Raw genomic sequence first — 18,633 nt, forward strand, 5'->3', positions numbered from 1 at the left:
ATAAGAATTTTCTTATATTTTATCACAAATTATCTTCAGCAAACTTAAAAAAATATCGAAATTTTAAAAAACTTGCCTCAATTTGAGACATGTTTTCAGATTTATAATGACAATTTTTTCATCCAGCTAGGAATAGCCTTGCTGATGCGAGTTGGCAAAACCACATAAGCATTTTCAGCGATATTATCCGCAATAGCTGAGTGAAGCCAAGTCGCAATTATGACTGCCTTGTAAGAGTCAGTTGAGGCAAATTGGGCAAGAAAACCAGTAACCATACCAGCCAAGGTATCTCCCATTCCTCCAGTCGCCTGATAGGGCCCACCGACCTCTAAATGGGCTACTTCTGCTCCCTGATAAACAGCTGTCTTATGACTCTTGGCAACTAGAATTGTCCCACTTTGAAACTCCTCTAAGGCTCTTTGAGTATTGGAAACCGACTGCTCTGAAATAGCTAAACCAGACAGTCTTTCCCATTCCTTTTGATGGGGAGTAAGTATAAGGTGACACTCTGGCAAACTGCTCTTTTTTTTGTGTGCCAACAGATTAAGAGCTGAACCATCAACAACCAAGTTCTGGTTTGACCTAATATTTGCCAAGACCAAATCCAAAGCCCGACCAGCCGTCTCCTCCTCACCTAGGCCAGAACCGATTAATACCACATCAGCTGCCCTAAGATTATCAAGAAATCTTTCAGTCTCCCTTAGGTCAAAGGCCATAGCTTCAGGAAGGTGAGCATGAAGGGCTGTGATATTGTCACGATCTGTAGCAACTGTAACCAAACCTGAACCACTGTTGACACAGGCAATAGCAGCCATAATGATGGCACCACCATAAGGATAAAGTCCACCAACCAAAAGCACTCGACCATAAGAGCCCTTGTGAGACTCTCTCAATCTAGGCCTTATCACTTGCCTAACTAAATCGTCATCAACTTTCATAAGCTATCCTTTCGAACTACGAAGAGCAGCTTGATAGGTCTGTTCCATCAGCATGGTAATAGTCATAGGACCTACACCACCTGGGACAGGAGTGATCATGCCAACCTTCTCTTTCACTTGATCAAAATCAACATCGCCACAGAGTTTACCTTCTTCATCGCGGTTGATTCCTACATCAATGACAACCGCACCCTCTTTGACAAATTCTTCCGTTACAAATTTTGCACGGCCAATAGCCACAATCAAAACGTCAGCCTTGTTACAAACTTTAGCCAAATGTGGCGTACGTGAGTGGGTCAAAGTAACTGTGGCATTTTTCTCCAAGAGAAGCTGTGCCATAGGCTTACCTACAATATTACTGCGTCCAATGATAACTGCTGTCTTACCTTCCAATTCAACATTGTACTCACGAAGGATTTCCATAATTCCCGCTGGTGTACAAGGTACCATTTGAGGACGACCATTCCAGAGGTTCCCAGTATTCATAGGATGGAAACCATCCACATCCTTTTTAGGATCAATAGCCAAAAGGATACGCATTTCATTAATATGATTTGGCAATGGCAATTGAACCAAAATTCCATGGAAAAGCGGATCTTGATTGTACTTCTCAATAACCTCAATCAATTCTTCCTCGCTGATACTCTCAGAAAGATTGACCGTCTTACTGTGGAAACCAGCCTTTTTAGCAGCACGTTCCTTATTACGCACATAAACTTGACTAGCAGGGTTGTCTCCAACCATAATCACCACGAGTCCTGGAACAATCCATTCCTTTTCTTTTAGACGTGCTACCTTTTCTTGCAATTGATCCTGCATTTTAACAGCTAGGGCCTTACCATCCATCATAATCGCCATGGGTGTTCTCCAATACATACTTTTTTTCAATTATACCATAGGGAGGCCTCTTTGTGACTCAATTTTCAAAATTTTCAAAAAGACATTTAAAATGAAACACAAAAAGCTGGGAATTTGTCCCAACTTCGTCTGATTATTCTTCGTCATTAATCTACAAAAATTTTGCTGACGCCATCCCTCAATAACTCTTAAGGTCTTTTACTGAAATTTACCACTTTCATACATGTGATCTGCACCCGTTAGTGAAACAAGAACTGAATCACGGTAGTTCCTAGCTGTTCTTCTAGCAATATTAGGATGAGTCATCTTATTCTTACAAGAACAGGGCACGAAATGTTACTAAAATTCACGTAAACCGCCTTGGTCTTATCAAATCAATGAAGGGCCATCTGAGTGTAATATCCGACTCAAGCACTAGTATAGCAAAGACTTCTTCTTTTAAAGCTCCCTCCTGCTCATTCATACAATACTTGAAAAAATTCTTTTTTATAAGGTGGAATGGCTTTTTTCCAAAAACCCCAACGTAAAAAGTGTTCGCCGAAACAAGCTAGCATAGTTGAATAAAAGGCAAAAATATCAGCTATCAGAGCAGGTCACATGAGAACCCTACCAGCAATTTCTGTCTTTTCAGCAACCATCATGCCACCAGACAACCTAAAGAGTGTCCCAAAATAAGCGGTGGCTGATTTTAACTTTCGATCAAAGCCACCAAATCATCTCGATAATCCTGCAAAGTTACGGTACCAACTTTAGTCAGACAGTCTTGATATGGTAAGTCACGGTAACGAAAGCTAGGTGTATGCACCGTATACTCCATCTGACGGAGACCTATCGCAAATTCTCCCCAAATATTATCAGTACACCAGGTCTCATGAATTAGGGCACTCTCTCTCTGTTCAAACCCATTTCTTTCATTTCGCCTTTATTAAGTCACGCTAGATTCTTTCCATGTCATCATATCATACTTTCTCTTAGGAAACCTTTATACATTCCTCACAATTGTAAGAAAAAATGACCCCTTATCCAAATAAAAGCTCATTTTCTTATATTCCATTAGTGATTAGCTTTATGCATTTCTTCTTTGACTGGACAAGAGCACTCGCAATCGCCACAAGAACCTTTTCCTTTAATATAGTGACGGATACCAAGACCAGCCAAAGCAAAAATAATGAAGGCAATAATAAACGTAGACATAACAATTCCTCCTAAACCTAAATATGGGCTTCTTGAAGATTATCCAAGCTAATGATTTGATCCTTAATCTGACGCGGTTTACGAACAACAAAGTAAATCATAGTAACTAAAAGTAAGAAAGCAACAAAAGTCCAAATTGTCATTGACTTGCCGTACAGGATAACTTGGCCAAACTGGTAAAGAATTAAACTCACACAATAAGCCAAACCTGTTTGGAAACCGATAGCACCAACCGTCCATTTAAGACTGGCCATTTCACGCTTAATAGCTCCAATAGCCGCAAAACAGGGTGCACAAAGCAAGTTAAAAATCAAGAAGGAATAGGCAGCTAAGGAAGAATAATCTGCTTGTAGAGCCGTAGCCAAACCAGCCTCACTACTGTTATGATAGAGAATTCCGAAGGTGGCAACAACTGTCTCCTTGGCTGCTAAACCTGTGAGAGCAGCAACTGTTGACTTCCAATTTCCAAAACCAAGAGGTGCAAAAATCCAAGACAATCCTTTACCCAAAGTCGCTAAGATACTCATTTCCGTATCAACGGTCTGTAACATAAAGTTGTAGTTGGACATGAACCAAATCAGGACAGTCAAACTGAAAATAATTGTTCCCGCACGTTTGACAAAACTCATAGCCTTACCAAAGGCATAACGTAAGACCGATATGGCTTTAGGCCAGTGGTAGGCAGGCAATTCCATAATAAACGGACTGGTTAAGCCACCCAAAAAACTCGTCTTTTTGAGGGCAATACCTGATAGGATAATAGCAGCCACCCCAATAAAATAGGTACTTGGTGCCACAAAAGAATTACTAGGAAAGAAAGCTCCAGCAATCAAGGCAATAATTTCCAACTTGGCCGAACACGGCATGAAGGTCGCCGTCATAATAGTAATGCGACGGTCCCTTTCATTTTCAATGGTTCGACTAGACATAACCGCTGGAACCCCACAACCTGTCGAAATCAACATGGGAATAAAGGATTTTCCAGAAAGTCCAAAACGACGGAAAATACGGTCCATAACAAAGGCAATACGACTCATATATCCAATGTCCTCAAGCACACCCAAACAGATAAAGAGCACAAAAATTTGAGGAAGGAAGCCTAGCACTGTCCCAATCCCAGCGACAATCCCATCAACAATCAAAGACTTAAGCCAGTCCTGAACTTGAAGATAGTCAAGACCAGAAGTTACCAAATCTGGAACATACTTACCAAAAAGCACATCGTTAGCCCAGTCTGTCCACATGGTTCCAACAGTCTGAATAGATAAGAAATAAACCAAATACATAACTGCTGCGAAAATTGGCAAGGCCAAAATACGGTTGGTGACAATTCTATCAATCTTATCTGACAAGGTCAGGTCAAAATCTTCTGTATAACTTTGAGCCATCTGGCAAACACGTTCAATAAAGGCATAACGCTCATTAATGACAATTGACTCCGCATCTTCTGTGAAAATTTCCTCAGTGATGCGAATGATATCTTTGATTTCTTTTCGTTGAAATGGGGACAAGTCTAGATCAGCCTCAACTAAAGCATCATGTTCAAAGAGTTTAATGGCATAAAAACGCGCAGACCTTTGTGGCACCGAATTTCCCAAAACTTCCAAAATTTGTGAGATGGCAGCTTCTAATTTATCATCATAAATTGGAAAGGCAATATCACCGACTGTAGAAGTCGTCGTATGGGACGCCTTTTTCACTACCTGATCCACACCAGTTTGCTTGAGAGCACTAGTAGCTACTACTGGCACGCCTAGATGATAAGATAATTTTTCAACATTAATCTGTTTTCCCTGAGCCTCTAAAACATCACTCATGTTAAGCGCTAAAGTGACTGGAATACCTGTCTCAATCAACTGCGTTGTCAGATAAAGGTTACGCTCCAAATTTGTCGCATCGACTACATTTAAAATACTGTCAGCCCTTTGGCTCAACAAATAGTCACGCGCCACCTTTTCTTCAGGGCTATAGGGTGACATTGAGTAAATCCCTGGTAAATCCTGAATTTCTAAATCCTTATTCTTTTTGACCAGACCACTTTTTCGTTCTACAGTAACACCCGGCCAGTTACCAACACGCTGATTATTCCCTGTTATCAGGTTGAATAAACTGGTTTTACCACTATTAGGATTACCTATTAATGCAATTTCTGTCATTTTTCCTCTCCCTCTTCCAGCATGACCACACTAATCATTTGCGCTTCCGACTTGCGTAGAGTTAATTCATACCCTCTCAAGCTAATTTCTAGAGGATCTCCCAAAGGTGCTACCTTACGCAATAAGACTCGAGTACGCTTTGTGATTCCCATATCCATAAGACGTCGTTTGGTTTCATTTGCTGAAAAAATATCAGTAACAATAGCCGAACGTCCAACTGGTAATTCAGAAAGAGGTATCTTTTCCTGATCTTCCTCCGCAGGTGCCAAATCAATCTTATCCAGAATCGAAGCATCAAAGGCTAAGCGACTCCCCTTAACGATAATAATAGCACTGTTCTTGGTCTTAGTTACCACCTCAATCGTTTCACCGGCAGCCAACCCTAAGTTAGATAAGTGTAAAAGACTATCCTTAGGGAGGTTAATGCCAAGAATCCGGTAAGGCGTTTTTAAGGCCGCATCATATATGAGCATATTTCTTGACCTACTTTATTATTTTTGATATGGCATCATTATAGCATATTTATCCATCTTTTCCGCAATATTATCCTAAACAAGAATGATTCTAGAAAAGCAGAACACAAAAAAGAAAAGGCTGGAAAAGTTCCAACCTTCACAAACAATGTATACATACTTAATGAATATATTACAAAACTTTACTCAAGAAATCCTTGGTACGATCTTCCTTAGTATTGTCGAAGATCTCTTGTGGTGTACCTTCTTCGACAATGACACCGCCATCCATAAAGATGACACGGTCAGCTACCTCGTAGGCAAAGCCCATTTCGTGGGTAACGATCGCCATTGTCATCCCTGATTTAGCGAGGTCTTGCATAACTGCAAGAACTTCACCAACCATTTCTGGATCAAGGGCTGATGTAGGTTCGTCAAACAAGAGAACGTCCGGATCCATAGCTAAACCACGTGCAATCGCAATACGTTGTTGCTGACCACCTGATAGACTCGTTGGGTAGGCATCTGCCTTATCTTTCAAGCCAACCTTTTCTAAAAGTTCCATAGCCTTTGCTTCTGCATCAGCTTTAGAAACACCCTTAGTCTTAATTGGTGACAAGGTGATATTTTCTTTAACTGTCATATTAGGGAAGAGGTTGAACTGTTGGAAAACCATTCCCATCTTTTCACGCATTTTAAAAATATCGTTGCTCTTGTCTGTAATATCCACACCTTCAAAGGAAATTACCCCTTTTGTAGGCGTTTCAAGTAAGTTCATTGAGCGTAGGAAAGTTGATTTACCAGATCCTGAAGGACCAATGATAACCACTACTTCACCTTTTTTAATATCTAAATCAATCCCTTTGAGAACTTCGTTTTTACCAAAATACTTGTGGAGATTTTTAATCTCAATAATTGTTTCTGCCATTATTTACGTCCCTCCCCAAGTCGTTTTTCCATTTGTTTCAAGAGTGCAGTCATAGCCGTTGTCACAATCAAATAATAGAAGGCTGCGAACAAGAGCGGTGTCAAAGTCAGGTAGGTTGTAGTTGCAACAGTTTGTGCACCATTCCACAATTCCATAACCCCGATAGTTTGCAAAAGTGAACTATCCTTGATAATAGTGACGAACTCGTTACCCAAGGCAGGCAAGATATTTTTAATAGCTTGAGGCAAGACCACATAACGCATGGTATTCCATGGACGGATACCAAGTGAGTAGGCAGCTTCAACCTGACCTTTAGGGATAGACTCGATACCTGCACGCACGCTCTCAGAAATATAAGCCCCACTGTTCAAAGAAAGGACAATAATACCTGGAACGATACGTGACAAATCAAGGTTTAAAATCCCAAACTGAACAGTTGGAAGATTCATGTGGATGAGGTTAAAAGCAATCATAATCTGCACAACCATAGGAGTCCCACGGAAAACCCAAACATAAAGGCTTACCAACCACTCCAAAGGTTTGATTCCAGAACGCTTGGCCAAGGATACCAAAACCCCAAGGATGGTTCCGAAGAAGACCACGCAGACTGAAATCATAATTGTTACTAAGACACCATAGTTAAAGTAAGACCAAAACTGTGGTAGAAATGAAAAATTCATCAAGATACTCCTTACTAATATTCTTCAATATTATATCAGAAAACTGTATAATAATAAAGTATTTTTCTTATAAATGCGGAATTTCAGTATAAAAAATAAAAGATTGCACAGCAATCAAAAACTCTACGAAAACTTTTGAAGTGACTCCAATTTTTTGTAATTAAAACAAGCATAAACTGAAACTCTAGCCCTAAAAAAACACCTGAAACTATTGAGTCTCAGGCATTTTGAATTTTTGGACCCCTATCTGAGGATCCAAATTAATTATTAGTAAAGCAAATCATAGATTTCCATTGCAATCAAGTCGATGCTATCAAATGAGTATGACTCGCGAGCTTCAACATCACGCAATGTGAACACTGGACCATTTTCAGGATCGTTACTAAATGATACTTCGGCAACAACTACTCCTTCGCGTTCAAAATTACGTTTCAAATTACCACCATCAGCCGCCATCATTTCCAGACGGTTAATGATTCTCACCAAATGTGATTCCATGTTATTTCTCCTATTAATTGTGTATTTCTTACTTATTTTATCACACTTATGGGAAAAATGGGGGAATTTTAAATATTTTTCAAGGAATTGTACATAATGGCCTTGATAGAGTGCATACGATTCTCAGCTTCTTGGAATATGATGTCACTGTATTTTTGGAAGACTTGATCTGTAATTTCTAACTCTGCCAAACCATATTTGTCATAGATTTCTTTTCCAATTTGGGTATTGAGATCATGAAAGGCTGGGAGACAATGCATAACGGTAACATCTGGATTTTCTGTCTTGGCTAGTAGGTCTGCATTAATTTGATAAGGCAAGAGTAAATCAATACGAGATTTAAAATCTACCTCTTCACCCATAGATACCCAGACATCCGTATAAAGCATATCCACTCCCTTGACCTCTGAAATATCATCTGTAATGGTTAAATCGGCACCATTATTATGTTTCTGAGCTAGGGCTACAATCTCATCTTCGGGTTGCAGCACCTCTGGGGCAATAATCTTAACATTAACGCCTAAAATAGCCGAAGTGACCAAAAGTGAGTTGGCCATATTATTTCTACCATCTCCAATATAGGCAATGGTCAAATCTTCCAAACTACCAAAACGCTCCTTCAAAGTCATGAAATCCGCAATCATTTGAGTTGGATGCCAGGTATCCGTCAAACCATTCCAGACCGGAACACCTGAGTACTTAGCCAAATCCTCGACATCTTCTTGCTTAAACCCACGGTATTCGATTCCATCAAACATAGATCCAAGCACCTTGGCCGTATCAACAACAGATTCCTTCTTACCCATCTGAATGTCTCCAGCACCAAGGTAGGTCACATTCATACCTAGGTCCTGACCGGCCACTGTAAAAGCTGAGCGGGTTCTTGTAGATGTTTTTTCAAAAATCAAGGCAATATTTAAACCATCTAAATATTTATGCGGAATTCTATCTTTCTTTAACTGTTTAAATTTTATGGATAAATCAATCAACTCCTCTAGTTCCTGCTTAGTAAAGTCGATTTCTCTCAAAAAGGATTTAGTTTGTGTCATATGTATCTCTCTTCCGTTCTGAATAATATATAAATATTATATATTATTTATTCATTTTATACAAGTGTTTTTGAATTAAAATTCAATATTAGCACTCTTGCCAAGAGAGTGCCAAATATAGATGCTTTTTACTTGCAATCTACCTCCCGCATGCTATAATGGAGTCATAGATTTGACCTTTTTTGACCAAGTTTTTTTCAATAAAGGTCTTTCCCAATTCAAATAGAAAAGAGGTACTGATATGCTCTGTCAAAACTGTAACCTTAATGAAGCTAGTATTCATTTATATACCAATGTAAATGGTAATCAGCAACAAGTTGACCTCTGTCAAAATTGTTATAAAATCATGAAATCTGACCCCAAAAACCCCCTCAATCAATTCAATCAAACAGGAGGTTCCAACTTCTTCGATGATTTCTTCAGCGACCTAAATAATTTCCGTTCTTCTAACGGTGATCTTCCCAATACACCTCCAACACAAGAAGGTGGTAACCGAGGAAACGGTGGCAATACACAAGGGCCAGGCCGTCCAGAAGGACCACGCCAACAAGCTACTCAACAACCTCAAGGCCTTCTTGAAGAATTTGGAATTAATATCACAAATATTGCTCGTCGTGGAGACATTGATCCTGTCATTGGTCGTGACGAGGAAATCATTCGTGTCATCGAAATTCTTAACCGCCGTACCAAGAACAATCCTGTTCTCATCGGTGAGCCTGGTGTTGGTAAAACCGCTGTAGTCGAAGGACTTGCCCAAAAAATTGTTGACGGTAATGTGCCACAAAAACTCCAAGGCAAGCAAGTGATCCGTCTTGATGTGGTCAGCCTGGTTCAAGGGACTGGTATCCGTGGCCAATTTGAAGAACGCATGCAAAAACTCATGGAAGAAATTCGTCAACGTCAGGATGTTATCCTCTTTATTGACGAAATCCATGAAATTGTAGGAGCTGGTAATGCTGGGGATGGCAATATGGATGCTGGAAATATCTTAAAACCTGCACTTGCCCGTGGAGAGCTTCAACTTGTTGGAGCAACAACACTCAACGAATACCGTATCATTGAGAAAGATGCTGCACTCGAACGTCGTATGCAACCCGTTAAGGTAGATGAGCCAACAGTTGAGGAAACAATCACAATTTTGCGTGGTATTCAGCCTAAATATCAAGACTACCACCACGTCAAATATACGGACGAAGCGATTACTGCAGCTGCAGAATTGTCCAACCGCTACATTCAAGACCGCTTCTTGCCAGACAAGGCCATCGACCTTCTGGATGAAGCTGGTTCGAAGATGAACTTGACCCTCAACTTTATCGATCCTAAGAACATCGATAAACGTTTGATTGAAGCAGAGAATCTTAAAGCTCAGGCTACTCGTGACGAAGACTTTGAAAAAGCTGCTTATTTCCGTGACCAAATTGCCAAATACAAGGAAATGCAAAAGCAAACCATCAAAGACCAGGATATGCCTGTCATCACCGAAAAACATATCGAAGCTATTGTGGAACAAAAGACCAATATTCCTGTCGGTGATTTGAAAGAAAAAGAACAATCACAACTTCTTAGTCTTGCCGATGATCTTAAATCACATGTTATCGGACAAGATGCTGCAGTTGATAAGATTGCCAAAGCTATCCGCCGTAATCGTGTTGGATTGGGTGCTCCAAACCGCCCAATTGGTAGCTTCCTCTTCGTAGGTCCTACAGGAGTCGGTAAAACTGAGCTCTCTAAACAATTGGCTATTGAACTCTTTGGTTCAGCTGACAGTATGATTCGTTTCGACATGTCAGAATACATGGAAAAACACGCTGTTGCTAAATTGGTTGGTGCCCCTCCAGGATATGTTGGTTACGACGAAGCTGGTCAGTTGACTGAAAAAGTCCGCCGTAATCCTTATTCACTTATTCTTTTAGATGAGGTTGAAAAAGCTCACCCAGACGTTCTTCACATGTTCCTCCAAGTACTCGACGACGGTCGTTTGACTGATGGTCAAGGGCGCACTGTAAGCTTCAAGGATACCATCATCATCATGACATCAAATGCTGGTACTGGTAAAGTTGAAGCTAGCGTTGGCTTTGGAGCTACTCGTGAAAATCGTACCAATTCTGTTCTTAACCAACTTGGAGATTTCTTCAGTCCTGAATTCATGAACCGCTTTGACGGTATTATCGAATTCTCTGCCCTTAGCAAAGAAAATCTCCTTACTATCGTGGACCTCATGCTTGATAATGTCAACCAACGCTTGGCTAACAACGGTATCCACCTCAGTGTAACAGAGAAAGTTAAGGAAAAATTGGTTGACCTTGGTTACGATCCTAAGATGGGTGCTCGACCACTACGTCGTACCATCCAGGACCATATTGAAGATGCCATTACCGACTTCTACCTTGAAAATCCAAACGAAAAAGATCTCAAGGCAGTCATGACTTCAAAAGGCCACATTACCATTAAGTCTGCTAAAAAAGTCGAAAAAAATACTCAAAAAGCTGAGGCAGCAAAAGAATCTGATTAAACAAATAAACCAAGTCATTACGACTTGGTTTATTTATCTTTTCATTTCCTATTTTCAAATTTATCCCTAATTCTGCCTAAATCAATAGGAAAATGAGCAAAATTTTAGTATAATATAGGCAAATAAACGTAAGGAGCAACTCATGAATCCAACATTTGGTGACAAGGTTGAGGGAGCTCATTATCAAACACGTTACGGTGTTTATGCTGTGATTCCTAACCAAGAAAAGACAAAGATTATTTTAGTCCAGGCTCCTAACGGAGCTTGGTTTCTCCCAGGTGGAGAAATCGAAGCAGGCGAGGATCACTATAGCGCATTAGAACGCGAGTTAATTGAAGAACTTGGGTTTACAGCCACTTTAGGCCAGTACTATGGCCAGGCTGATGAATACTTCTATTCAAGCCACCGTGACACTTACTATTACAATCCAGCCTATATTTATGAAGTTGTAGATTTTTCAAAAATTGGCAAACCTCTCGAAGATTTCAATAACCTGGCCTGGTTTCCAATTGATGAAGCCATTGCTAAACTTAAACGTGGCAGTCATAAATGGGGAATCGAACAATGGAAAGCAAACAACCTGGCAAATCTTAGGAGGAAACTATGAAACTCATTAATACGACCCGTACACACCAAGAACTCGTTCAAAACCAACTAGACAACACGGATGCCTTTCTCGTAGAGACCTACTCTGCTGGGAATACTGATGTTGTCTTTACACAAGCACCTAAACATTATGAACTCTTGATTTCAAATAAACATCGTGCTGTTAAAGACAACGAATTAGAAGTTATCCGTGAATTCTTCCTTAAACGAAAAATCGACAAAGATATCGTTTTGATGGACAAACTTAGAACAGTACACACTGACAAATTGATTGAGATTTCATTCCCAACAACTGTATAAATTCAAAAGAAGCCGTGGCCACCGCCACAGCTTCTTTTTTTATAAAACTTTAGAAGCTTGATCCAAGACTTCCATGACCTGGTGGCTATGCTCCAACTGCTTGGCAACACTGTCAAAATCCTTGGTCGCTACCATCTTTTCAAAAGATACAAATTCATCATACATACGATGTTTTGGACTATTAAGATTAATCACAGTCTCTTCTTGACCATTAAGAGTAAGACCAATTTCAGGAAGGGTGTTGGTTGCACCAAAAATAGTAATGGCTCCCTTATCACCTTGAATAGTTGAACGGATCTCCGCACTACAGTCTTTAGCTCCAATGGCAACAGCCTTAAAGTTACCATAGTCCAAAACTAAGATTCCTGACGTATCCACTCCTCGCTCCACATTAGGTAGATATTCCACACGATTAGGCTTACCAAAAAGTCCAACAAGAAGGTGAATATTATAGATATTAAGATCTCTAAGTGCTCCACCACCCATTTTAGGGTTAAAGGCAGGTGCAATCTCTCCTCGCTTAAAGGCATCGTAACGTGACGAATATTGGGAATAATTGATGTTAACAATTTTAATATCACCAATTTCAGATAAGGAGTCCTTGATAACTTTAAAATTTTCCAGATATTGATTTGTTATTGCTTCTATCAAGAGAAGCTCTTTTTCTTGAGCAAGCTTAATCAGCTCTTCAAACTCTTCCAAATGCAGGGTAAAAGGTTTCTCACAGATGACATGCTTGCCAGCTAGAAGTGCTTGCTTGGCATAGTCATAGTGGGTATGATTAGGTGTTCCAATATAAATGGTGTCAACATCCGGATTGGACAAGATCGCTGCATAATCACTTGTCGCCTGAGTAAGACCATACTGCTTGGCTAAAGTTTCAGCCTTATCAAGTGATCGTGGTGTCGACATTATAGCCTCCAGCTCAATTCCCTCGATAGTCGTTAACACAGAAAGGACCTCTGTAACAATCATCCCTGTCCCTAATAATGCAAGTTTCATCAACTTACCTCCTTCTTCCTCTAAACTCTCTTACTATACGGCATAATTCTATAAACAGAACTATAATGAAAGAGGACTCCAATAGAAGCCCTCCGAGACTTAATGACGTCCAAGCAGTTTCTTAACTCCTTGAATCGCTTTATATTTAAGCGGTTGTGGATAATAACGGAAAATTCCCATCTTACGAACGATATAACCATTAAAGTTTTGTTTAAATCGCAAAACCCCATCAGAACCATCAAAAATTCCCATAATACCAAGGAAGTTATAGAAGCTGACGCCACGTTTAATAGCCTGTGTCATTACATACTCTTGCAAGAGTGCTGGTGCATAAAACTTATTAAATTCAGGGTAAGAGCCACTGAAAAGATAGACTGCCTCTTGAGGTGTGTAGACGAAGAGACTTCCAGCTAGGACAATATCTTCTTGACCATACTTGTCAATAAAGGCAGTCGCTTCGCCCTTTCGAACATCAAAGGTCGCAAACTGACTTGATAGCTCTCGCAATTGGTTTTGCTTTTTCTCAGATTTTGGATTGGCCTCTAAATCAGCTTGCAATTTGACAATTCTAGCTCCTAACTTTGCCTGATCACTCTCCAAATGATCAAAGTAATCCTGAAAATTCAGGGTAGCTACCATAAAATCAGCATTATCACCAAAAGCATCATAAAAATTTTGATAATAATCTAAAGTTTTGTCACTGTACTCACGACGATCAGAGGTCGCTGAAGTGATTTCTTTAAAAATCGATAACTCATCGCGTTTCAATTTTTTCAGTTTAATCCCGAATGTTTTGGCTTTTTTTACAAGAGGTTTCCCTTTTTTACTGAATGATTTGATGAGATCTTTTTCCGCAATCCCTGATAGGTCCTTCACATAATGCCAATCAGGCTCACCACCAGGATAGCCTGTCTGTAAACCATCAAAGCTATAACCTAAATCAGTCAATTGACTAATCAACTGCTTCTGCTCATCACTAGTTGGGTCACCATTACTGTCAAAAGTTTGATAAGTATCATAAGGTTTGATTAATAGTTCAAGAGCACCATTTTCCTTAGCATAATCCTTCAAACCTTGGTAAAAGTCGCTCAGATGAGCTGCATTTGAGTGAATCGGTCCACAATTCACCTCCATACGAAGCCCACCAGTCATAGGCATGCTGTAGACAATTGCTGAGACTTCTAGCTGGTCTCCTTCTTTCCAAGCGACATAGCTAATGCTAAACCCACGTTTTTCAAGAAGCCTAGCCATTTCCTCAGTTTGCATAAAAGAACGCTCAGACACTTGTTGAGCATGTGTGTTAAATTCTTCTTTAGTTACTTGAATGAAGCTCATTTTTTTCCTTCCTAAAATGGATAAAGTAAATGACGAGTAAGATAAACAGCAAGAGGTCAAGTACTGACGCTAATGGTATTCGGATTGGACGGATATTAAGCAACAAGTCCCCACTGACTGCATAAACAACAGAGAGTGGTGCCACTCCAATTAGTGTCGCTAAAATCCTTGTTCTTGTGGGTAATTTCATCTGAACACAAGCATAATTGACCAAAGCTGATGGGATAAAAGGAGTAGAAAAGGCCAGTGAAATCCCAATAAAGCGATGTTTAAAGGACTCAACATAGTTTAGGAGTTTCTCCATACGTTTAGACCTCTCAAGTCTTCTCAGAATTTCAAAACTAGTCAAATTTCCAAAAGTATTCCCAATAATATTCATCGGAATCACAAGCAAAGGGACATAGAGTAGCCCAACAAAAATGCAAAAAATAGAACTTGAAACTCCAGGAATAGCTGATGACAGAATCATTAGACTAAGAAGTATCATTTCGTTTTGGAATTTAGCCTGCTTAAAAACCTCTTTTAAAAAGACTTGATCATGATTAGCATTGGTCCACTTCTTGATTTAGGGGATAAAGTTATTTAAAAGAGACCATAAGAATACCAGAATTAAACCTGCTATCCCTATAAAAAACACCCTTTTTAGTCATTATATTTCCACAAATTTAATCACTCCTTTTATTATAACAAAAAAATACCTTCATTGATTTAGAAAGGCATCTTTTACTGTGATTACTTGTTAATCAAATTTTCTTGAGACTTGTTTTCCAAGGCACCATTTTTAAAGTTAAGAGTAAGGCTACCTGTTTTCCCTTTCTTAGTTACAAGGTTAGATGACCAAAGTGCTTGTGTCATTGTCGCATCAGAAGAAACAGCGATAGAATAAACATCTGGTACCCCAAGTGTTTTGACCACATTATCATAGCTAGTTCCATTTTTAAGATCTTCATACATTTTCAAAGTGATTTTAGAATCCCGAACGTAAGAAAAAGTTGAAATTGACTTAACAACGGTACTATTGTTAAAAAGTTTTGCTGTAACAACAACATTATCATACTGCCAATTATAGACATCAAGCGTCGCGTCTCCTGCCTGCTCCTGACTAGTTGATGTTGGCTCACCAAACAACCCCTTCAAACTATCAAGATTTGATCCCCCAGAAAACTCCTGAGAAGCATTTGCCATGGTAATCTTATCAAAGTTCTGACGAACATTTCCATGCTTAACAGTCAAAATCTTGGATGCTTCATTATCCAAAGATCCTTTCGTCTCAGTCTTAGACGAAGAATTTCCGCAAGCAGCTAAGGAAAAAAGTGAGAGACCTAAAACGGTCAAAGACAAAAGTTTTTTCATAATAAGTTCCTATACACAAATAAAAGGCTGACGCCTCAAGTTTTTTATGGAGCCGGTGGGAGTCGAACCCACGTCCAAACATCTGCCAACATATTCGTCTACAACCATAGGTTATGTCTTTCATTTAACAGATAGACGACACATAACTCAAGCCTTCTATATGCGAGCCTATAAATCTCTTTTCGACCAGCTAGGCAATGGTCAAACGTAGCTTATAAATCAATAAAACCTCTAAGCAAACATAAGCAATCTGCTAGAAGTCACGCGAGCAGGTGTTTAGGCTGCTACAGCGTAAGAATTAGTATTTTTTGCAGTTATATTTAACTGAGCGTTAACGTCGCCACACGAGTCGCAGAATATGCCTCATAATGCCTGTCGAATCCGTAACGACCCCAATATGAGATACTGAGTATTATAGCAAAATTTTTAATAAATAGCAAAAGATTACCAAAATATACACAAAAGTATAGACTATGTACGATTTATTAGCATCTAGCTCTCTACCCAATTTACAGAAATAGATAATTCGGTTATTATTACAAATTACTATTCAATGACTTTCTCCCTAAACTCTAAAGATACTATATCTCATTTACCTTTTCTAACATTCCCTGAATTTACAGAGTACTCTTGATAAATTTAACAACTAAAAAACGCTGAAAGCATTACTCTCTCAACGTTTCCTCTTTGCACCCTAAGGGAATCGAACCCCTATCTCAAGAACCGGAATCTTACGTGATATCCATTACACTAAGGGTGCTAACAGTATACTATTATAGCATACTCTAAAATATAAAAAAAGACATGTTTACATGCCTCTTTATTATCTTACAATTCGATATCTCCGAAAAGATCCGCCATTGAGAATCCAGATTGAGTTTCTGGAAGCTCATAGTCACGTTTTTCTTGACGTTTTGGACGACGTGGACGTGATTGACGTTTTTCGTTGTTTTCGCCTTCAGCGTTAGCTGGACGTTCTTCAAGAGCTTTGATAGAAAGTGATACACGTTCTGCGTCAGCGTTTACTTCAAGAACTTTAACTGTAACGTCTTGGCCTACTGAAAGAACATCTTTTGGATTTTCAACACGTTTGTGTGAAATTTGTGAGATGTGAACAAGTCCATCGATTCCTGGCAATACTTCAACAAAAGCACCAAAGTCAGTCAAACGTTTAACTTTACCTTCGATTACATCACCAGCAGCAAGTTTTTGTTCAACGCCATCCCATGGTCCAGGTGTTGTTGCTTTAAGTGAAAGCGATACACGTCCTGCTTCTTCGTCGATAGCAAGAACTTTAACTTCAACTTCATCACCAACAGATACAACTGATTTAGGTGAAACGTTACGTTCGTGAGACAATTCAGTCACGTGAACAAGTCCGTCAACACCACCAAGGTCGATGAAAGCACCGAAGCTTGTCAAACGAGCAACTTTACCAGTTACGATTGAACCAACTTCAAGTTTAGAGAAGACTTCTTTACGAGCTTCTGCAGCTTCGGCTTCAACAACTTCACGACGTGAAAGGATGAAACGGTTTTCAGCTGGATCAACTTCTTTGATTTTAGCGTCGAATTCTTGACCTACAAATTGTTCAGTGTTACGAACAAAACGAGTATCGATCATTGAAGCTGGAATAAATCCACGAAGACCTTCAAATTCAACTGAAAGTCCACCTTTAACAGCGCGTGTTCCTTTAACAGTAACAACTTCTTCTTCACGACCAACAAGTTTATCCCAAGCTTTGCGAGCTTCCAAGCGTTTTTTAGATACAAGGTAAGTTACAGTATCAGTATCTTTACCAACAACTTGACGAAGAACAAGCACTTCAAGTGTTTCACCAACTTTAACAAGGTCTGCAACGTTTGCGTCACGGTCGTTTGTCAATTCACGACGTGTCAAAACACCTTCGATACCAGTTCCTTCGATAACAACATTTGCTTGATCATTATCTACTGAGATAACTTCAGCTGTTACAACGTCACCTGTGTTAACTTCGCTAACACTGTTTAGCAATTCTTCAAATTCGTTCATTCTAAAAAGATCCTCCAACAAGAGCCAGCCAATTCTGACCCTTGATAACAATATATTTTTCAAGGTACCCGCAAAGACAATTATTAACATAGACGGTGCCAATGCACCCGATACCTTTGACTGGGGTAGCTGGATTCGAACCAACGCATGAGGGAGTCAAAGTCCCTTGCCTTACCGCTTGGCTATACCCCAATAGCAAAATGCTATAAAAAAATATCTAAGCACTTGATATCGAATATTCCGATTCAGTTTCTTAGACATGGAGAGAGAGGGATTCGAACCCCCGAACCCGAAGGAGCGGATTTACAGTCCGCCGCGTTTAGCCTCTTCGCTATCTCTCCTTAAGAACAAGAAATAGTATAACACAGTTTCTTGACCAAAGCAAGCCTTTACTTTGGATTTTAATGATTAAGATTGTAGGATTCGATAATGGCAGCTATTGCATCATCCATTTTATTGTGGAAACCTGCTACGTTTTCTTTATCAACAACGGCAAACTTCCCATCGATTTCTACAATTTGTCCGATGACTTTCTTACCAACAAGAAGCTCAAAACCTTCAATGGTTGCTTTGTTTACAATGACTTTGGCATCTTTGATTTGGATTTCAATTTTTTTGTCTTTTTTACTCATAGATTTATACCCGATACCTAAATCGAGCCATCCTTTCTTAGTATATGTTCTTAATTTTACCGAAAAAGAAAAAAGCTTGCAAGAGCAAGCTTTAAAATAACCATTTATT

The 18,633-nt window shown here is 39.5% G+C and carries 19 protein-coding genes, 3 tRNA genes and 1 other RNA gene; 3 read left to right on the forward strand and 20 right to left on the reverse strand.

Annotated features, from left to right (window positions below; translation table 11 throughout):
- Window positions 1-101 precede the first annotated feature (101 nt).
- The 10 genes from HMPREF9425_RS06280 to argF all read right to left on the reverse strand — a co-directional run bounded on the left by HMPREF9425_RS06280 (window position 102) and on the right by argF (window position 8,753).
- The gene (locus HMPREF9425_RS06280) at window positions 102-938 is read right to left on the reverse strand and encodes an NAD(P)H-hydrate dehydratase (protein ID WP_003097583.1); all 837 of its coding nucleotides are present in this window, start codon (window positions 936-938) and stop codon (window positions 102-104) included.
- Between the two features lie 3 nt (window positions 939-941).
- On the reverse strand, window positions 942-1,796 hold the full coding sequence (locus tag HMPREF9425_RS06285; protein ID WP_003097586.1) for a bifunctional methylenetetrahydrofolate dehydrogenase/methenyltetrahydrofolate cyclohydrolase: 855 nt from the start codon (window positions 1,794-1,796) through the stop codon (window positions 942-944).
- A 688-nt stretch (window positions 1,797-2,484) separates the two neighbouring features.
- Window positions 2,485-2,613: a hypothetical protein gene (locus tag HMPREF9425_RS10530; RefSeq protein WP_282645294.1), complete on the reverse strand. Its 129-nt coding sequence runs from the start codon at window positions 2,611-2,613 to the stop codon at window positions 2,485-2,487.
- Window positions 2,614-2,849: 236 nt separating this feature from the next.
- Window positions 2,850-2,990 carry a FeoB-associated Cys-rich membrane protein gene (locus HMPREF9425_RS09495; protein ID WP_003094518.1) on the reverse strand — a complete coding sequence of 47 codons (141 nt, stop codon included), beginning with the start codon at window positions 2,988-2,990 and terminating at the stop codon, window positions 2,850-2,852.
- A 17-nt stretch (window positions 2,991-3,007) separates the two neighbouring features.
- A complete protein-coding gene (gene feoB / locus HMPREF9425_RS06300; protein WP_003094165.1) occupies window positions 3,008-5,146 on the reverse strand; it encodes a ferrous iron transport protein B in 2,139 nt (712 codons plus the stop codon).
- Window positions 5,143-5,619: a ferrous iron transport protein A gene (locus HMPREF9425_RS06305; protein ID WP_003094204.1), complete on the reverse strand. Its 477-nt coding sequence runs from the start codon at window positions 5,617-5,619 to the stop codon at window positions 5,143-5,145. The genes feoB and HMPREF9425_RS06305 overlap by 4 nt, the downstream gene beginning before the upstream one ends.
- A 172-nt stretch (window positions 5,620-5,791) precedes the next feature.
- Window positions 5,792-6,526 (reverse strand): amino acid ABC transporter ATP-binding protein, encoded by a 735-nt coding sequence (locus tag HMPREF9425_RS06310; RefSeq protein ID WP_003094046.1) that lies wholly within the window; start codon window positions 6,524-6,526, stop codon window positions 5,792-5,794.
- Window positions 6,526-7,206: an amino acid ABC transporter permease gene (locus HMPREF9425_RS06315; protein WP_002886081.1), complete on the reverse strand. Its 681-nt coding sequence runs from the start codon at window positions 7,204-7,206 to the stop codon at window positions 6,526-6,528. The genes HMPREF9425_RS06310 and HMPREF9425_RS06315 overlap by 1 nt, the downstream gene beginning before the upstream one ends.
- Before the next feature lie 267 nt (window positions 7,207-7,473).
- Window positions 7,474-7,704: a DUF1797 family protein gene (locus HMPREF9425_RS06320; RefSeq protein ID WP_002885970.1), complete on the reverse strand. Its 231-nt coding sequence runs from the start codon at window positions 7,702-7,704 to the stop codon at window positions 7,474-7,476.
- 68 nt (window positions 7,705-7,772) lie between these two features.
- Window positions 7,773-8,753, reverse strand: coding sequence for an ornithine carbamoyltransferase (gene argF / locus HMPREF9425_RS06325; RefSeq protein ID WP_003097591.1), 981 nt, complete (start codon window positions 8,751-8,753; stop codon window positions 7,773-7,775).
- A gap of 241 nt (window positions 8,754-8,994) precedes the next feature.
- Here argF and HMPREF9425_RS06330 point away from each other — a divergent pair, with 241 nt between their 5' ends.
- From HMPREF9425_RS06330 to HMPREF9425_RS06340, 3 genes are all read left to right on the forward strand, one after another.
- Window positions 8,995-11,265, forward strand: a complete 2,271-nt coding sequence (locus tag HMPREF9425_RS06330; RefSeq protein WP_003094803.1) for an ATP-dependent Clp protease ATP-binding subunit — start codon at window positions 8,995-8,997, stop codon at window positions 11,263-11,265.
- A 142-nt stretch (window positions 11,266-11,407) separates the two neighbouring features.
- Window positions 11,408-11,872, forward strand: coding sequence for an NUDIX hydrolase (locus tag HMPREF9425_RS06335; RefSeq protein ID WP_003094661.1), 465 nt, complete (start codon window positions 11,408-11,410; stop codon window positions 11,870-11,872).
- Entirely contained in the window at window positions 11,869-12,171 is a 303-nt protein-coding gene (locus tag HMPREF9425_RS06340; RefSeq protein ID WP_002885967.1) for a DUF1827 family protein, read from the forward strand. Before HMPREF9425_RS06335 ends, HMPREF9425_RS06340 begins: the two co-directional genes overlap by 4 nt.
- Before the next feature lie 39 nt (window positions 12,172-12,210).
- Here the strand turns inward: HMPREF9425_RS06340 and HMPREF9425_RS06345 are convergent, their stop codons facing one another.
- The 10 genes from HMPREF9425_RS06345 to HMPREF9425_RS06385 form a co-directional block, all read right to left on the reverse strand.
- Window positions 12,211-13,173: a Gfo/Idh/MocA family protein gene (locus HMPREF9425_RS06345; RefSeq protein ID WP_003097594.1), complete on the reverse strand. Its 963-nt coding sequence runs from the start codon at window positions 13,171-13,173 to the stop codon at window positions 12,211-12,213.
- Window positions 13,174-13,272: 99 nt separating this feature from the next.
- Complete coding sequence (locus tag HMPREF9425_RS06350) at window positions 13,273-14,508, reverse strand: aminoacyltransferase (protein WP_003097596.1); 1,236 nt, start codon at window positions 14,506-14,508, stop codon at window positions 13,273-13,275.
- The gene (locus HMPREF9425_RS06355) at window positions 14,486-14,995 is read right to left on the reverse strand and encodes a TVP38/TMEM64 family protein (protein WP_003093909.1); all 510 of its coding nucleotides are present in this window, start codon (window positions 14,993-14,995) and stop codon (window positions 14,486-14,488) included. The genes HMPREF9425_RS06350 and HMPREF9425_RS06355 overlap by 23 nt, the downstream gene beginning before the upstream one ends.
- Before the next feature lie 245 nt (window positions 14,996-15,240).
- A complete protein-coding gene (locus HMPREF9425_RS06360) occupies window positions 15,241-15,861 on the reverse strand; it encodes a DUF3862 domain-containing protein (RefSeq protein WP_003097599.1) in 621 nt (206 codons plus the stop codon).
- Window positions 15,862-15,905: 44 nt separating this feature from the next.
- Window positions 15,906-16,255, reverse strand: a transfer-messenger RNA (tmRNA) gene (gene ssrA, locus HMPREF9425_RS09500).
- A 294-nt stretch (window positions 16,256-16,549) separates the two neighbouring features.
- Window positions 16,550-16,621: transfer RNA gene (locus HMPREF9425_RS06365), tRNA-Arg, on the reverse strand.
- Window positions 16,622-16,689: 68 nt separating this feature from the next.
- Entirely contained in the window at window positions 16,690-17,892 is a 1,203-nt protein-coding gene (gene rpsA / locus HMPREF9425_RS06370) for a 30S ribosomal protein S1 (RefSeq protein ID WP_003094841.1), read from the reverse strand.
- Window positions 17,893-18,012: 120 nt separating this feature from the next.
- Window positions 18,013-18,084: transfer RNA gene (locus HMPREF9425_RS06375), tRNA-Gln, on the reverse strand.
- Window positions 18,085-18,152: 68 nt separating this feature from the next.
- Window positions 18,153-18,233: transfer RNA gene (locus HMPREF9425_RS06380), tRNA-Tyr, on the reverse strand.
- 60 nt (window positions 18,234-18,293) lie between these two features.
- The gene (locus HMPREF9425_RS06385) at window positions 18,294-18,524 is read right to left on the reverse strand and encodes a DUF2969 domain-containing protein (RefSeq protein ID WP_003097605.1); all 231 of its coding nucleotides are present in this window, start codon (window positions 18,522-18,524) and stop codon (window positions 18,294-18,296) included.
- Window positions 18,525-18,633: the final 109 nt, after the last annotated feature.

Source organism: Streptococcus vestibularis ATCC 49124 (assembly GCF_000188295.1).
In the GTDB taxonomy this organism is placed as follows: domain Bacteria; phylum Bacillota; class Bacilli; order Lactobacillales; family Streptococcaceae; genus Streptococcus; species Streptococcus vestibularis.

Excerpts from the sequence above, each read along its gene's own strand:
- HMPREF9425_RS06280 (WP_003097583.1), bottom strand. The coding sequence starts at position 938 with ATGAAAGTTGATGACGATTTAGTTAGGCAAGTGATAAGGCCTAGATTG.
- HMPREF9425_RS06285 (WP_003097586.1), bottom strand. The coding sequence starts at position 1,796 with ATGGCGATTATGATGGATGGTAAGGCCCTAGCTGTTAAAATGCAGGAT.
- HMPREF9425_RS10530 (WP_282645294.1), bottom strand. The coding sequence starts at position 2,613 with ATGGAGTATACGGTGCATACACCTAGCTTTCGTTACCGTGACTTACCA.
- HMPREF9425_RS09495 (WP_003094518.1), bottom strand. The coding sequence starts at position 2,990 with ATGTCTACGTTTATTATTGCCTTCATTATTTTTGCTTTGGCTGGTCTT.
- feoB (WP_003094165.1), bottom strand. The coding sequence starts at position 5,146 with ATGACAGAAATTGCATTAATAGGTAATCCTAATAGTGGTAAAACCAGT.
- HMPREF9425_RS06305 (WP_003094204.1), bottom strand. The coding sequence starts at position 5,619 with ATGCTCATATATGATGCGGCCTTAAAAACGCCTTACCGGATTCTTGGC.
- HMPREF9425_RS06310 (WP_003094046.1), bottom strand. The coding sequence starts at position 6,526 with ATGGCAGAAACAATTATTGAGATTAAAAATCTCCACAAGTATTTTGGT.
- HMPREF9425_RS06315 (WP_002886081.1), bottom strand. The coding sequence starts at position 7,206 with ATGAATTTTTCATTTCTACCACAGTTTTGGTCTTACTTTAACTATGGT.
- HMPREF9425_RS06320 (WP_002885970.1), bottom strand. The coding sequence starts at position 7,704 with ATGGAATCACATTTGGTGAGAATCATTAACCGTCTGGAAATGATGGCG.
- argF (WP_003097591.1), bottom strand. The coding sequence starts at position 8,753 with ATGACACAAACTAAATCCTTTTTGAGAGAAATCGACTTTACTAAGCAG.
- HMPREF9425_RS06330 (WP_003094803.1), top strand. The coding sequence starts at position 8,995 with ATGCTCTGTCAAAACTGTAACCTTAATGAAGCTAGTATTCATTTATAT.
- HMPREF9425_RS06335 (WP_003094661.1), top strand. The coding sequence starts at position 11,408 with ATGAATCCAACATTTGGTGACAAGGTTGAGGGAGCTCATTATCAAACA.
- HMPREF9425_RS06340 (WP_002885967.1), top strand. The coding sequence starts at position 11,869 with ATGAAACTCATTAATACGACCCGTACACACCAAGAACTCGTTCAAAAC.
- HMPREF9425_RS06345 (WP_003097594.1), bottom strand. The coding sequence starts at position 13,173 with ATGAAACTTGCATTATTAGGGACAGGGATGATTGTTACAGAGGTCCTT.
- HMPREF9425_RS06350 (WP_003097596.1), bottom strand. The coding sequence starts at position 14,508 with ATGAGCTTCATTCAAGTAACTAAAGAAGAATTTAACACACATGCTCAA.
- HMPREF9425_RS06355 (WP_003093909.1), bottom strand. The coding sequence starts at position 14,995 with ATGATACTTCTTAGTCTAATGATTCTGTCATCAGCTATTCCTGGAGTT.
- HMPREF9425_RS06360 (WP_003097599.1), bottom strand. The coding sequence starts at position 15,861 with ATGAAAAAACTTTTGTCTTTGACCGTTTTAGGTCTCTCACTTTTTTCC.
- rpsA (WP_003094841.1), bottom strand. The coding sequence starts at position 17,892 with ATGAACGAATTTGAAGAATTGCTAAACAGTGTTAGCGAAGTTAACACA.
- HMPREF9425_RS06385 (WP_003097605.1), bottom strand. The coding sequence starts at position 18,524 with ATGAGTAAAAAAGACAAAAAAATTGAAATCCAAATCAAAGATGCCAAA.